This window comes from Streptomyces sp. WMMC500 (assembly GCF_027497195.1).
In the GTDB taxonomy this organism is placed as follows: Bacteria; Actinomycetota; Actinomycetes; order Streptomycetales; family Streptomycetaceae; genus Streptomyces.
In genome coordinates, this window is record NZ_CP114905.1 from 3,149,696 (window position 1) to 3,163,687 (window position 13,992).

The following is a 13,992-nucleotide window of genomic DNA, read 5'->3' on the forward strand; positions in this document are numbered from 1 at the left end:
GACGTGCACGTTGACCGACAACGAGACCTTCACCCTCACCCCGCCCGAGCCGGTCGCCCCGATCGCGCCGGAGCGGGCCACCGGGCTCATCCCGCTGGAGGAGTCCGTACGGCAGGAGCTGGCGCGCCGCGCCCAGGACTACCTCGACAGGATCGCCGGACTGGACGCCCGCTCACCGGAGTTCGCCGAGCGCATCGGCGAGGTCGCCGCCCTCGGCTCGGGGGAGATCCGCGCCGCCGCCCAGTCCTCCAACCGCATGCTCGACCGCACCGTGCGCAGTCTGCCCGGCCGGGGCGGTGACGCGCAGTCCCGGGTGGCGTCGTCGCTGGTGGAGCTGCGCCGTACGGTCGAGGACCTCGACCCGCGCGACACCCCCGGCAAGGGCGCCCGCCGGCTGCTGTCCCGGCTGCCCGGCGGCAACAAGCTGCGCGACCACGTCGCCCGCTACGCCTCCGCCCAGGGCACCCTGCAGCACATCGTCTCCACCCTGCGCGGCGGCCAGGACGAGCTGCGCCGCGACAACGCGGCCCTGCACACCGAGCGCACCCGGCTGTGGGAGACGATCGGCAAGCTGCAGGAGGCCGCGGTCCTGACGCAGGCCCTGGACACCGCGGTCGAGCAGCGCATCGCCGACGCGGAGGCCACCGATCCGGCGCAGGCCGACGCGCTGCGCGTGGACCTCCTCTTCCCCGTCCGGCAGAAGCACCAGGACCTGCTCACCCAGATGGCGGTGTGCGCCCAGGGCTACCTCGCGATGGACGTGGTCCGGCGCAACAACGACGAGCTGATCAAGGGCGTCGACCGGGCCGCGACCACCACCGTCTCGGCGCTGCGCATCGCGGTGACGCTGGCCGCCGCGCTGGACAGCCAGCGCAAGGTCACCGAGCAGGTCAACGCCCTACGCGGGACGACGGAGGAGCTGATCCGCGGCAACGCGGAGATGCTGGCCACGCAGAGCGGCGACATCCAGCGCATCGCCGCCGACCCGGCGGTGGGGGCGGAGACGCTGCGGGAGGCGTTCCAGCAGATCTACCGGACGCTGGACGCGATCGACACGTACAAGGCGCAGGCCACCGAGTCGATGTCGGCGACCGTGCAGTCCCTGACGGACGAACTCCAGGCGGCGAGCGCCCATCTGGAGCGCACCCGCACCCGCGGCCAGTTGGAAGGCGGCGGTCCCGCGTGAACCGAAGAGAGCTGAGTGCCTTCCTCGCGGCCCTCGTGGTGCTGCCCGCCGCCGCCTGCACGAACGACGGGGACGACGGCGAGGCGGACGGCGAGGGCGGCGGAACGAGCCCCGGCGGCACGCTGCGCGTGCTGGCCTCCAGCGAACTCGCCGACATGGCGCACGTGCTCAAGGCCGCCCGGGAGGCCACCGGCATCCGCGTGGAGATGACGTACGGCGGCACCCTGGACGCCATCGAGGCGGTCGCGTCGGGCCGCGCCGACGGGAAGCACGACGCCGTCTGGGTCGCGTCGGCCGACCAGTTGCGGCTGCGCCCCGGCGCGGCCCGCAAGGTGCTGTCGCAGACGCCGGTGATGACCTCGCCGGTGGCCCTCGGGGTCGGCGCGCGGGCCATGGACCGGCTCGGCTGGCCGGACCCGGAGCGGGTCACCTGGGCGCAGGTGCAGCAGGCGGTGGCCGCGGGGCGGCTGACGTACGGGATGACGGACCCGCTGCGCTCCAACTCCGGCTACTCCGCGCTGATCGCCGTCGCCTCCGCCCTGTCGCACGCCCAGTCGGCGCTGACCGACGCGGACGTGCGGCGGGCCACGCCGGGGCTGGCGGAGTTCTTCTCCGGACAGTCGCTGACCTCAGGCTCCTCCGGCTGGCTGGCGGACGCCTATCTGCACCGCGGCACGGTCGACGCGCTGGTCAACTACGAGTCGGTGCTGCTGTCGCTCAACCGCGACCAGCACACGGACCTCACCGTGATCCGCCCCGGCGACGGCGTGGTCACCGCCGACTACCCGCTGGCCGCGCTGACCTCCGCGGCACCCGGCCGGCGGGACGCCGTCCGGGCCCTGACCCGCTATCTGCTGAGCGAGCCCGCCCAGCGCCTGATCACCGAACGCACCCTGCGCCGGCCGGTGTCCCCGTCCGTCGACCCCGCGCCCGCGCTGCCCGCGGGCAAGCGGCGCGAACTGCCGTACCCGGGCAGCCAGTCGGTGTCCGACGCGCTGCTGGCCACGTACGAGCACAAGCTGCGCCGCCCGGCCCGCACCGTGTACGTACTCGACACCTCCGGCTCGATGCGCGGCGAGCGGCTCGCGGCGCTGAAGGAGGCGCTGAAGGAGCTGACCGGCACCGCGTCGTCGCCCACCGGGCGGCGCTTCCGGGACCGGGAGGAGGTGACGCTGATGCCGTTCGGCTCGGCGGTGAAGAGCACGCGCACGCACGTCGTACGCCCCGGCGGTCAGGACGCCGCGCTGGCGGCGATCCGCGCCGACGTCGACGCGCTGGCCGCGCAGGGCGACACGGCGATCTTCAGCAGCCTGCGGGCCGCGTACGGGCATCTGGCGCGGGCGGCCGGCGACACCCCGTACCTCACCACGATCGTGCTGATGACGGACGGCGAGAACACCGCGGGCGACGGGGCGCCGGAGTTCCGGAGCTTCTACACCGCACTGCCGCCCGACCAGCGCGCCACGCCCGTGTTCCCCATCGTCTTCGGCGACTCGGACCGCGGCGAGCTCGCGGGCATCGCGGAGCTCACCGGCGGCCGGCTCTTCGACGCGTCCAAGGGCCCGCTCGACGCGGCCTTCGAGGAGATCCGTGGCTATCAGTGACCGGATTCTGGGCTACCTGGGCTCGAAGAAGAACCTGGCCGGGGCCTCGGCGGGACTCGGCGGCCTGGTGCTGACCTTCACCGGCGCGGCCGGCGCGTACTGGCCGGCGGTGGTGGCGGGCCTGTACGGGGCGGGCGCGCTGCTGGCCCCGCCGGAACGGGTCGCCCCGCCGGCGTTCCCGGACCCGGCGACGCAACTGGGCGAGCTGCGCGAGGACTTCACCGCGCTGCGGTCGTACGCCGCGGCCACCGCCCTCCCGCCGGAGGCGGCCGGCCGGATGCGGGAGCTGACGGCCGTCCTGGACGGGCTCCTCGACCCGCGCTGGTCGGCCGAGGCACTCCCCCGCCACCCCGAGGCGCTGCACGCGCTGGCCCGGATCGTCCGCCGCGACCTGCCCGAGTCCATCGACGCCTACGCCCGCGCCCGCTGGTGGTCGCGGCTCGCCCCGGGCGCGGAGGCGCCGGAGTCCCATCTGGACCGCCAGTTGACGCTGCTGCTGCGGGACGCGACCCGGCTGGCGGCCGACCTGCGCGAGGAGGAGAGCGGCCGCCAGCGCTCCCACTCGCGGTACCTGGAGGACCGGCCGGGCGACTGAACTCCGGCGCCCGGCCGGTTGGGCCTTACGACAGCTCTCGGACGGCGAGGGCGTCGTAGACCATCCAGGAGCCGGCCGTGTTGGTGAGGGTGACGGTGTTCCGGCCGGCCCGGAGCCGGTCGGCGGGAAGGGCGACGTCGAGGACGGTGGGGCGGACGGGTCCGTCCTCCCCGTCGCCCCAGTGGAAGCCCTGACCGCCGCCCTTGGGGAGCGCGACGGTGGCCGGCGGGCCGTCGTTGAGGGAGACCTGCACGGTGGGCGGTCCCGATTCCTGGGTGTCGATGAGCCAGGCGGTGAGGGCCAGGCCGGCGGCGGGCGGCTGGTCGAGGTCGAAGCGGAGGGTGAAGGTGTGCTGCTTGGAGCCGGCCCAGGCGTCGTTGGGGCCGGGGTGGATGTAGCTCCAGGCGGTGGCGGGGTCGCTCTCACCGATCGTGAAGTCGACGTCGTCCGGGAACGTCTCCGGGTAGTCGTCGTAGCCGGCGGGCGACAGCGCGAACTCGCCCGTGGTCATGTCGGCGCTGCCGAGCAGGGCCACCTTCCGGCTCACGGTCGCGGACAGCTCGTGGTCGGCGCCGTCCTCGCCCCAGGCGGCGGTGAGCGTCAGGGGCTGCTCGCCCGACGCGTCCGCCGGCGGCGTGACGGTGAACGTGGTCGTGGCCTTGCCGCCGGCGGGCACGTCGAGCGATCGGCTCGCGGGCTCGACCGTCCAGCCGTCCGGCGCCTTGAGGCCGACGTCGGCGGAGTGTTCCCGGTCGACATCGTTGCTGGTGACCTGGACCTGGACGGTCGACGGCGTGCCCTGCAGCAGGATCAGCCGCTCCGGGACGGCCTCGACGGACAGCACGGGGGCGACGTTGACGTAGACGATGGCGTCGGGGAGTTCGGTGCCGTCGGCGGCCCGGCCGGTGAGGACGACGCGGTGCAGTCCGCGGGCGGTGTCGTCGGTCACGCGGAGGGTGAGGTCCTGTTCGGCGGCGTCGCCGGCGGGTGCGGTGAGCGTGCCGCGGGCGGGCTGGATCTCGATGCCCGCGGGGGTACGGGCCTGCCAGGTCGCCTTCACGGTGCGGTCGGTGAGGTTCTGGGCGGCCAGGGTGAGGGTGCCGGTCTCGCCGGTGTCGACGCGTACCGTGTCGCGGGTGGCGTAGAGCACCGCGGGTGCTTCCGGGGACTTGGAGGGCGGCAGCTCGGCCACGCCCCAGTCCTTGTTGGGCTCCGGTCCCATCCACAGCTCCAGCTCGCCGCCCGCCGCGAGCTGATCGTGGTGGAACCAGGCGTTGTCCTGCCGCCGCCCGTTGAGCCTGGCGCGCTGGATGTACATGTGCGCGGCGGAGTTGTCGTGGGTGACGATCCGGAACGTACGGCCGCGGTAGTAGTCCGGATGCAGCTCGATCGTCACCGCGTCGAACACCGGCGACGTGATGTCGTACACCGGACGGGACAGGCTCGCCCCCGTCACCTCGAACAACCCCATCGCCATCAGGGCACTCATCGAACCCATCTGACCCTGGTCCTCGTCGAAGTGGCCGTAGCCGTCGGTGGTCGAGATCGCGCCGTACGTCTTCTCCTTCACCTGCCGCACCCAGTACTGGGTCAGCCACGGATGTCCCACGTAGTTGAACAGGTGCGCCACCTGCAGCCCCGGCTGGTTGCCGTAGCTGACGTGGCCCTTCCCGTACTCAGCGATGAAGTTCGCGTCGGCGGACTGCTCGAAGGCGTAGTTGAGCTTGTCGGCGTACGCCTTCCGGCCGCCGAGCCTGTTGGCCAGGGCGATCACGTCGTGCGAGGTGAACCAGGTCGCCTGCCACGCGTTCGCCTCGACGAAGTCGTCGTGCGACAGCGGGTCGAAGGGGTCCCGCCAGCGGCCGTTCATGGCGCGGGGCCGGATGAACCCGGTGGTGCGGTCGAAGACGTTGCGCCAGTTGCCCGACCGTTCGACGAGGTACGCGGCCACGTCGGTGTCGTCCCACACCTCGATCTCGTGGAGCCCCACGTTGTCGCCGGTGCCGCCGGTGGCTTCGAACCGTACCCAGCTCACCCGCCTGGGCCGGAAGGTCACCACCTTGGTGCCGCCGTCGGTCGGCACCCGGTCCACCTTCACCGACGAGCCGTCGCTGAACCACAGCACACCGGAGTTCACGTGCGAGTCGCCGCCGGCCCGGTCGCTCAGCACCACCTTGTGGACGCGCCTCTTCTCCACCCAACTGAGCTTGATCCAGGGCTTCCGCTCCCCCGACTCCCAGCCCACGTTCACCGGTTCGGTGACGCTGGAACGCCTCGGCCGGCCGTCGACGGCCCGTACGCCCGCCAGGTTCGCGTCGTTGACCTGCGCGGACACCGACACCTCGGCGAACTGCGCGACGTTGATGCCGGACTTCCCCAGCCGCCGCGCCAACTGCCCCAGCGTCCAGTCCTGGAAGGCGTACTCCAGCGTCTGTCCGGCACCGCCCTCCAGCGGCCCGCCGCACACCTCGTCCGGCACGTAGCCGAGGTCGAGGTAGTGGCGGGCACCGCCGCAGCTCCCCCAGCGCCCGTACTCGAACGAACCGGCCTCGAAGAGGCCGCCCATCGAGTGGGCGTCGAGCATCGCGTCGTAGGCGAGGTCGACGTCGAAGTCCCGGATGCCCTTGTTCCAGGCGCCGGCGATGAACGACGTCACCGGGGAGCCGGTCATCACCCAGGAGTAGTCCCCGGCCACGGGGCCGCGCGGCAGCAGGCCGCCGTCCTCGTACATGCGGAGCTGCGACTGCACGATGCTGGAGTAGATCTCGGGATAGGCCAGGCCCAGCAGGGTGTTGAGGTTCCACTGCGTCAGCCACAGCGCGTCGTAGTTGTACATCGCGAACCGCGGCACGCCGTCGCGGTCCGCCGGGATCTTCCTGATCTTGCGGTGCTGCCAGGTGTTGTCGAGGTACGTGCCGTCGACGTCGCTGATCACGCTGCGTCCGCACAGCACGTGGAACAGGTCGGTGTAGAACTTCACCTGCTGCTGTTCGGTGCCCCCCTCGACGTCGATCCGGCCCAGCACCTGGTTCCAGTGCCGCTGCGAGGCCGCCCTGACCTCGTCGAAGTCCCAGCCCGGCAGCTCGGCTTCCCGGTTCCTGCGCGCCCCGGCCACGCCCGTGAAGGACAGGGCGACCTTCATCTGGACGACGTCGCCGGCGGCCAGACGGTCGTAACGGACGTAGAAGCCCGCGTCGTCGCCCTCGACCTCGCCGACCGCGGCCCCGTCCTCGACGAGTGCGCCGTCCGCCCAGCCGTGCATCGAGTCGAAGGGCCTGTCGAACGTGATGCTGAAGAAGAGCTGGTTGTGGTGGGCGGGGTAACTGGTGCCGTGCTGGAAGACGTAGCCCTCCACCTCGCGGTCGCCGCGCCTGGTGATGCGGGCGTTCTTCATGACCGCTTCGCCCAGCACGCCGCCGAGGTTGACGACGATCTCGCCCGGGCCGGCCTCGTCGTACGTGTAGCGGTGCAGGCCGACGCGGTCGGTGCAGGTCAGCTCGGCGGTGATGGCGTACCGGTCGAGGTGCAGCCGGTGATAGCCCGGTTCCGTCACCTCGCCGGCGTCGTGGTTCACGTGCGACTCCCAGCCGGTGTCGCCCTCCAGCTTCGGCACGCCCTCGCCCGACGTGGGCATCACCTGCACGCCCGAGATCTGCCAGCAGTGCAGATGGCTGAAGCCCTTGACCTGGTTCTCCTTGTGCAGATAACCCGTCCCCCACGTCGCGTGGGTGCTGGTGTCCGGGCGCAGCTTCACCAGGCCGAAGGGATTGCTCGCCGACTGGAAGAAGAAGAACCGGCCCCGGTCGGCCTCCACCCAGGGGTTGACGAGCTTGACGTAGTCCCGGCCCGCCTCCCCCGCGGCGCCGGCCCCGGGCGTCGCCGCCCAGGCGCTGCCGGGGCCGAGGGCGCCCACCACACCGGCGCCCAGCATGCCGCCGGTGGACAGGAGGAGACGGCGCCGGGACATGGCGCCGACGGCTTTCCTTGCAGGCATGATGAATCCCCTGTCGATCGTTTGATGACGGTTGACGAGCTGAGCGCGCACGGTGCGCGCGGTGGCACGCGGCTACGGCGCTTCGCGGACGGCGACGGCGTCGTAGACGATCCAGGAGCCGGCCGCGTTGGTGAGGGTGACGGTGTTCCGGCCGGCCCGGAGCCGGTCGGCGGGGAGGGTGACGTCGAGCGTGGCGGGGCGGATGGCGCCGTCCGCTCCGTCGCCCCAGCGGAAGCCGTCACCGCCGCCGCCGGGCAGGTTGACGGTGGTCGGCGGCCCGTCGTTGAGGGAGAGCCGCATCGACGGTCCGGACTGCTGGGTGTCGATGAGCCAGGCGGTGAGGGCCAGGTCGGTGGCGGGCGGCTGGTCGAGGTCGAAGCGGAGGGTGAAGGTGTGCTGCTTGGAGCCGGCCCAGGCGTCGTTGGGGCCGGGGTGGATGTAGCTCCAGGCGGTGGCGGGGTCGCCGGTGCCGATCGTGACGTCGACGTCGTCGGGGAAGGCCGCGGGGTAGTCGCCGAAGCGGTCCGGCGACAGCGCGAACTCCCCTGTGGCGAGGTCGGGGCTGCCGAGGAGGGCGACGGCCCGGTGGACGGTGGCTGGGGGCCGGCTGTCGGCGCTGCCCCAGCCGCCCCGGGCGTGCACCGCGAGCGCCTGCGGTCCGACGGCGCCCTGCGGCGCGGTGACGGTGAAGGTGGTGGTGGCGTCCGTCCCGGCGGGGACCCGCACGGTGCGGGTCGCCGGCGCCGCGGTCCAGCCTTCGGGGAGCTCCAGTGAGACGTCGGCGTCGAGGTCTTGTGCGTCGTTGCCGGTCAGCCGCACCTGGAAGGTGACGGGGGCGGCTTCCAGCAGGTGCAGGTGCGCCGGCTCGGTCGAGACGGACAGGGCGGGGGCGACGTGGACGTAGACGATGGCGTCGGGGAGTTCGGTGCTGTCGGCGGCCCGGCCGGTGAGGACGACGCGGTGCAGTCCGGGAGCGGTGTCGTCGGCGACGTGGAGGGTGAGGTCCTGTTCGGCGGTGTCGGCGGGGGGTGCGGTGATGCCGCCGCGGGCGGGCCGGATGTCGATGCCGGCGGGTGTGCGGGCCTGCCAGGTTCCTTTGACGGTGCGATCGGTGAGGTTCTGGGCGGCGAGGGTGAGGGTGCCGGTCTCGCCGGCGTCGACGCGTACGGTGTCGCGGGCGGTGTAGAGCACCGCGGGTGCTTCCGGGGACTTGGAGGGCGGCAGCTCGGCCACGCCCCAGTCCTTGTTGGGCTCCGGTCCCATCCACAACTCCAGCTCACCGCCCGCCGCGAGCTGATCGTGGTGGAACCAGGCGTTGTCCAGCCGCTGACCGTTGAGCCTCGCCCCCTGGATGTACATGTGCTCGGCGGAGTTGTCGTGGGTGACGATCCGGAACGTACGGCCGCGGTAGTAGTCCGGATGCAGCTCGATCGTGACCGCGTCGAACACCGGCGACGTGATGTCGTACACCGGCCGCGGCAGGCTCGCCCCCGTCACCTCGAACAACCCCATCGCCATCAGGGCGCTGAGCGACCCCATCTGCCCCTGGTCCTCGTCGTGCCCGCCGTATCCCTTCGTCGTGGACGTGCCGCCGTAGGTGATCTCCTTGACCTTGCGCACCCAGTACTGGCTCAGCCAGGGATGTCCCACGTAGGTGAAGAGGTGGGCCATCTGAAGGCCGGGCTGGTTGCCGTAGTTGACGTACGCGTCCTCGTCGCCGTTCTGCCCGGCTCCCGTGAACTCGGCCTTCTCGGACCGCTCGAAGGCGCCGTTGAGCTTGTCGGCGTACGCGGCACGGCCGCCCAGCCGGTTGGCGAGACCGAGCACGTCGTACGAGGCGAACCAGGTCGCCTGCCACGAGCTGGCCTCGACGAAGTCGTCGGGGGACAGCGGGTCGAAGTCGTGCTTCCAGCGGCCGTGGGAGTCCCGGGGCCGGACGAATCCGGTGGCGCGGTCGAAGACGTTGCGCCAGCTCCCGGACCGTTCGATCAGGAAGGCGCCCGTGTCGGTGTCGTCCCACACCTCGATCTCGTCGAGGCCGACGTCGTCGCCGGTGCCGCCGGTGGCCTCGAACCGCACCCAGCTCACCCGCCGGGGCCGGAAGGTCACCGCCTTCCTGCCGCCGTCGGCCGGCACCCGGTCCACCTTCACCGACGAACCGTCGCTGAACCACAGCACACCGGAGTTCACGTGCGAGTCGCCCTCGGCCCGGTCGCTCAGCACCACCTTCCGGACGCGCTTCTCCTCCGCCCAGCTCAACTTGATCCACGGCTTCCGCTCCCCCGACGCCCAGCCCGTGCCGCGCGGCTCGCGGATGCCGGAACGCCTCGGCCGGCCGTCGACGGCCCGTACACCCGCGAGAGTGGAGTCGTTGACCTGCGCGGACACCGACACCTCGGCGAACTGCGCGACGTTGATGCCGGACTTCCCCAGCCGCCGCGCCAACTGCCCCAGCGTCCAGTCCTGGAAGGCGTACTCGACGGTCTCCCCGGCGCCGCGGGACCGCCATTCGGCGTGCAGGTCGTGGGGCACGTACCCAATGTCGAGGTAGGCCCGGCCGCCGCCGTGGTTCTCGCCCCAGGTGGCGTACTCGTAGGGCGCCTTGTCGAAGAGGCCGCCCATCGAGTGCGCGTCGAGCATGGCCTCGTACGCGAGGTCGATGTCGAAGTCCCGGATGCCCTTGTTCCACGCGCCGCTGATGAACGAGGTCACCGGGGAGCCGGTCATGACGAACGAGTAGTTGCCGGCCACGGGGCCGCGCGGCAGCAGCCCGCCGTCCTCGTACATCCGGAGCTGGGACCGCACCATGCTGGAGTAGATCTCCGGATAGGCCAGCCCCAGCAGGGTGTTGAGGTTCCACTGCGTCAGCCACAGCGCGTCGTAGTTGTACATCGCGAACCGCGGCCGTCCCGACCCGTCGAGCGGGAGCCGGCCGATCCGCCCGCGGCTCCAGGTGTCGTCGAGGTACGTGCCGTCGGCGTCGCTGACCACGCTGCGCCCGCACAGCACGTGGAACAGGTCGGTGTAGAACTTCACCCGCTGCTGTTCGGTGCCCCCCTCGACGTCGATCCGGCCCAGCAACCCGTTCCACCGTCGCCGCGACGCCGCCCTGACCGCGTCGAAGTCCCACCCGGGCAGCTCCGCCTCCAGGTTCTTCCGCGCCCCGGCCACGCCGGTGAAGGACAGCCCGACCTTCACCTGCAGTTGCTCTCCCGCATCGAGGCGGTCGTAGCGGACGGAGAAGCCCGCGTTGTCGCCCTCGACCGCGTCGACCGCGGCGCCGCCGTCGGCGAGCTCGCCGTCGGCCCAGCCGTGCATCGAGTCGAAGGCCCTGTCGAACCGGATGCTGAAGTAGAGCTTCGTGTGTTTGCCGTCGCTCTGGCCGTAGTAGTGACCGTTCGCGAGCGTGCCGGCCTGTGCCACGTATCCCTCGACCATCTGGTCGCCGGCCCTGGTGACGTGGGCGTCCTGCATCTCCGCCTCGCCGAGCACGCCGCCGAGGTTGACGACGATCTCGCCCGGGCCGGCGACGTCGTACGTGTAGCGGTGCAGACCGACCCGGTCGGTGCAGGTCAGCTCGGCGGTGATGCCGTACCGGTCCAGGTGCAGCCGGTGGTAGCCGGGCTCCGCCACCTCGCCGGCGTCGTGGTTCACGTACGACTGCCAGCCGGTGTCGCCCTGGAGCTTCGGCACCTCCTCGCCGGACGTCGGCATCACCTGCACCCCGGCGATCTGCCAGTCGTGGAGGTGGCTGAAGCCCTTCACGTGGGACTCGCTTCTGCGGTAGCCGGTGCCCCAAACGGAGTGGGTGCTGGTGTCCGGACGCAGCTTGACCATGCCGAAGGGGTTGCTCGCCGACTGGAAGAAGAAGTACCGGCCGACGTCGGCCTCGACCCACGGGTCGACCAGGCGGACGTAGTCCCGGGCGGACCCGGCCGAGGGCACGTCTCCCGGCACGGCCGCGGCGGCCGTGGCCTCGCGGGCGCCTGTTCCCAGGGTGCTCACGGCCAGCAGCCCGCTGGTGGAGGCCAGGAAGCGGCGGCGGGACGGGGCCTGAGGGGACGGATCGATCTGCGACATGTCTCTGCCTTGTCTGCGAGGCGACGTTCGCTAGTTATCGATAACATTCCGTGGTGCGGTTGGAACGTAAGGGCCCCGTCCGGCGCCGTCAAGAGGGTGCGCCGGCCCCGGTCGCGCTCCACCGTCCTGAACAGGCACAACGGGAAGCGGAAGCACCGCGTCGGTGCCACCCTCCTCGTAGAGCAGACTCCGCGCTTGCCCGACAGGGGCACCCTCCGGGGAGATATCGATACCATCACCCGGACGGCAGAACGGGCATGAACAGTGGGTGACCTGGGATGATGTGGTTCGGTGCTAGCGTGGTGCCGCTGGGCAACCGTGCAGGCATCGACGTGACGCAGCGGGGGAGAAGCCGGTGACCGAGGATTCTCCTTCTCGTCGCCCTCCGACGATGCGGGACGTCGCCGATCACGCGTCGGTCAGCCCGATGACGGTGTCCCGCGTCCTGCACGGCGACCCCGGGGTGAGCAAGGCGACCCGGGAGCGGGTGCTCGCCGCGGTCGACTCCCTCGGCTACCGGCGCAACGAGGCCGCCCGCAACCTCCGGCTGGGGCGGACCAGCGGACTGATCGGCCTCGTCGTCACCAACCTCGCGAACCCCTTCTACTCCCAGTTCGCGCTGGGCGTGGAGGCGGGCGTCAGCCGGCAGGGCCTGAAGGTCCTCCTCGCCAACACCGACGAAGACGTCGAACGCGAGCGGCGGCTCGTGGAAGAGCTCACCGCCCGCCGCGTCGACGGCATGGTCGTCGTTCCGGCCGGCAACGACCACTCCCATCTCGCCGCCCAGCCGGGCTCGGTGCCCATCGTCCTGGGCGCCCGCCCCCCGTCCGGCGTGCCGCTGGACTGCGTACTGGTGGACGACTTCGGCGGCGCCCGCGAAGCGACCGCCGGCCTCCTGGCAGCCGGCCACACCCGGCTCGGGTTCCTCGGCCTGCCGCCGTCCGTCTGGACCAGCTCCGAACGGTTCCGGGGCTTCTGCGTCGCGCTCGAAGAAGCGGGAGTCGCGCTGGACGAACGATACGTACGGCTGCGGCAGCGCACGATCCCGGCCGCCGAGGACGCCGCCCGGCAGTTGCTGGAACTCCCCCAGCCCCCGACGGCACTCTTCTGCGCCAACAGCCGCAACACCCTCGGCGCCTTCCGCGCCGCCAGCCGGCTCGGTCGCGCCGTCAGCCTGGCGGGTTTCGACGACTTCGAACTGGCCGACGTACTCGGCGTGCCGCTGATCGTGGCGTACGACCCGCGCGAACTCGGCCGGCGGGCCGCGGAGCTGCTGCTGCGGCGCCTGAACGAGTCGGATGCCGATCCGGACAACGCCGGGCCGCTGCGTATCGTGATTCCCACGAAGGTCGTGCGCTACGGCGACCCCGGCTCCGGTCACGGCTGAAGGAGGGCGGGGTCCGGACGACAACCGTCCCCACGCCACGCCGTCAACCGCTCCGTTCCGCGCCGACGGGTCAGCGGAGGGGCAGCCGGTGCAGGATGTCGGTCACGGGGGCGGGATCTTCCGGGCCGAGGTGGCCGGCGTCCGGGAAGTCGTGGACCGTGAAGCGGTTGTGCGGGGTGAGTTCGTCCGCTTCGGCGATCATGCGGTCCTGGAGTTCGGTGGCCACCGTCCTGTCCTTGCCGAACCGCAGATAGGTGCGGGGAATCCGCCCCCACGTACGCGCATGCCCCACCGCCCGCCCGGCGTACGCCGTCAGCGACTCGTCCGTCTGCATGCCCTCCAGCACCCGCAGGAACGCGCCGTCCCCGTAGTTCGCGCAGATCATCTCCTTGAAGACCGCGAGGTCACGGGGGTTCGCGGTGCGCCAGTTCAGCCGCAGCACACCCAGCCGCTCCGGGTCGCCGATGACCTGCTCCACCGGGCTGATGGCGCCCTGCCCCTCGGGGGAGGTGGCGCAGGCGTCCAGGGACGGCATGCTGCGGCTCGGACAGAAGGCGGCCATGTAGCAGATGTGGTCGAGGAGGTGCGGTACGGCGTTCCCGACGCGGCTCACCGACAGGCCGCCCATGCTGTGCCCGACGAGCACCACGGGCCCGCCGAGGCGCGCGGCCCGGCGAACGGCGTCGGTGACGCGCGCCTCGAAGTCGTCGAGGCTGAGCGCGGCGACCGGCGAGGGCTCCGTCGCGAGCGCCGCCAGATCCTGCGTCTGGTACGCCTCCGGCACGAACCGCTCGGTACCGTGCAGCGGCTGGTCCACCGCGACGACGCGGTGCCCCCGCAGCGCCAACTCCCGTCCGATCGCCGTCCAGAACGCGCCGGCGCTGTGCGTGCCGTGCACGAGGACGTACGTGCGCACGCCTCGGCGTCCCCGCCCGTCCCCGGCCGCCCGCGCGGTCCCCGCACCGACACCGGCGGCGAGCGCCGCACCGCCCGCCGAGGCCGCGAGCCCCCGCAGGGCGAACCGCCGCGAGGGGTTCCGACGGCCGGACGTGTCAGTGCCGCCTGTGGGCTCGGCGCCGGGCTGTTCTCCGTTGTCAACCATGTCTTCCATGCCGACAACGCTAGAAACAGCCGGCACTCCCCACC

At 72.0% G+C, this 13,992-nt stretch carries 7 protein-coding genes; 4 read left to right on the plus strand and 3 right to left on the minus strand.

Features of this window, described 5'->3' with window-relative positions:
* Nucleotides 1-10: 10 nt before the first annotated feature.
* From O7599_RS13070 to O7599_RS13080, 3 genes are read left to right on the plus strand one after another with little or no spacing between them, the layout of a single operon-like run.
* A complete protein-coding gene (locus O7599_RS13070) occupies nucleotides 11-1,186 on the plus strand; it encodes a toxic anion resistance protein (RefSeq protein ID WP_281622320.1) in 1,176 nt (391 codons plus the stop codon).
* Complete coding sequence (locus O7599_RS13075; RefSeq protein WP_281622321.1) at nucleotides 1,183-2,790, plus strand: VWA domain-containing protein; 1,608 nt, start codon at nucleotides 1,183-1,185, stop codon at nucleotides 2,788-2,790. Before O7599_RS13070 ends, O7599_RS13075 begins: the two co-directional genes overlap by 4 nt.
* Complete coding sequence (locus O7599_RS13080; RefSeq protein ID WP_281622322.1) at nucleotides 2,777-3,385, plus strand: hypothetical protein; 609 nt, start codon at nucleotides 2,777-2,779, stop codon at nucleotides 3,383-3,385. Before O7599_RS13075 ends, O7599_RS13080 begins: the two co-directional genes overlap by 14 nt.
* A gap of 25 nt (nucleotides 3,386-3,410) precedes the next feature.
* Here O7599_RS13080 and O7599_RS13085 read toward each other — a convergent pair whose 3' ends face one another.
* Nucleotides 3,411-7,379, minus strand: coding sequence for a glycoside hydrolase domain-containing protein (locus O7599_RS13085; RefSeq protein WP_281622323.1), 3,969 nt, complete (start codon nucleotides 7,377-7,379; stop codon nucleotides 3,411-3,413).
* Nucleotides 7,380-7,451: 72 nt separating this feature from the next.
* On the minus strand, nucleotides 7,452-11,459 hold the full coding sequence (locus O7599_RS13090; protein WP_281622324.1) for a glycoside hydrolase domain-containing protein: 4,008 nt from the start codon (nucleotides 11,457-11,459) through the stop codon (nucleotides 7,452-7,454).
* 391 nt (nucleotides 11,460-11,850) lie between these two features.
* On the opposite strand from O7599_RS13090, the gene O7599_RS13095 reads away from it, so the two are divergent.
* Entirely contained in the window at nucleotides 11,851-12,846 is a 996-nt protein-coding gene (locus O7599_RS13095; RefSeq protein ID WP_281622325.1) for a LacI family DNA-binding transcriptional regulator, read from the plus strand.
* A 70-nt stretch (nucleotides 12,847-12,916) separates the two neighbouring features.
* Here O7599_RS13095 and O7599_RS13100 read toward each other — a convergent pair whose 3' ends face one another.
* A complete protein-coding gene (locus tag O7599_RS13100) occupies nucleotides 12,917-13,948 on the minus strand; it encodes an alpha/beta fold hydrolase (protein WP_281623365.1) in 1,032 nt (343 codons plus the stop codon).
* Nucleotides 13,949-13,992 lie beyond the last annotated feature (44 nt).

Bases quoted from the DNA above. Each gene is read 5' to 3' on its own strand.
- O7599_RS13100 (WP_281623365.1), bottom strand. From the start codon at position 13,948: ATGGTTGACAACGGAGAACAGCCCGGCGCCGAGCCCACAGGCGGCACT.
- O7599_RS13095 (WP_281622325.1), top strand. From the start codon at position 11,851: ATGCGGGACGTCGCCGATCACGCGTCGGTCAGCCCGATGACGGTGTCC.
- O7599_RS13085 (WP_281622323.1), bottom strand. From the start codon at position 7,379: ATGCCTGCAAGGAAAGCCGTCGGCGCCATGTCCCGGCGCCGTCTCCTC.
- O7599_RS13090 (WP_281622324.1), bottom strand. From the start codon at position 11,459: ATGTCGCAGATCGATCCGTCCCCTCAGGCCCCGTCCCGCCGCCGCTTC.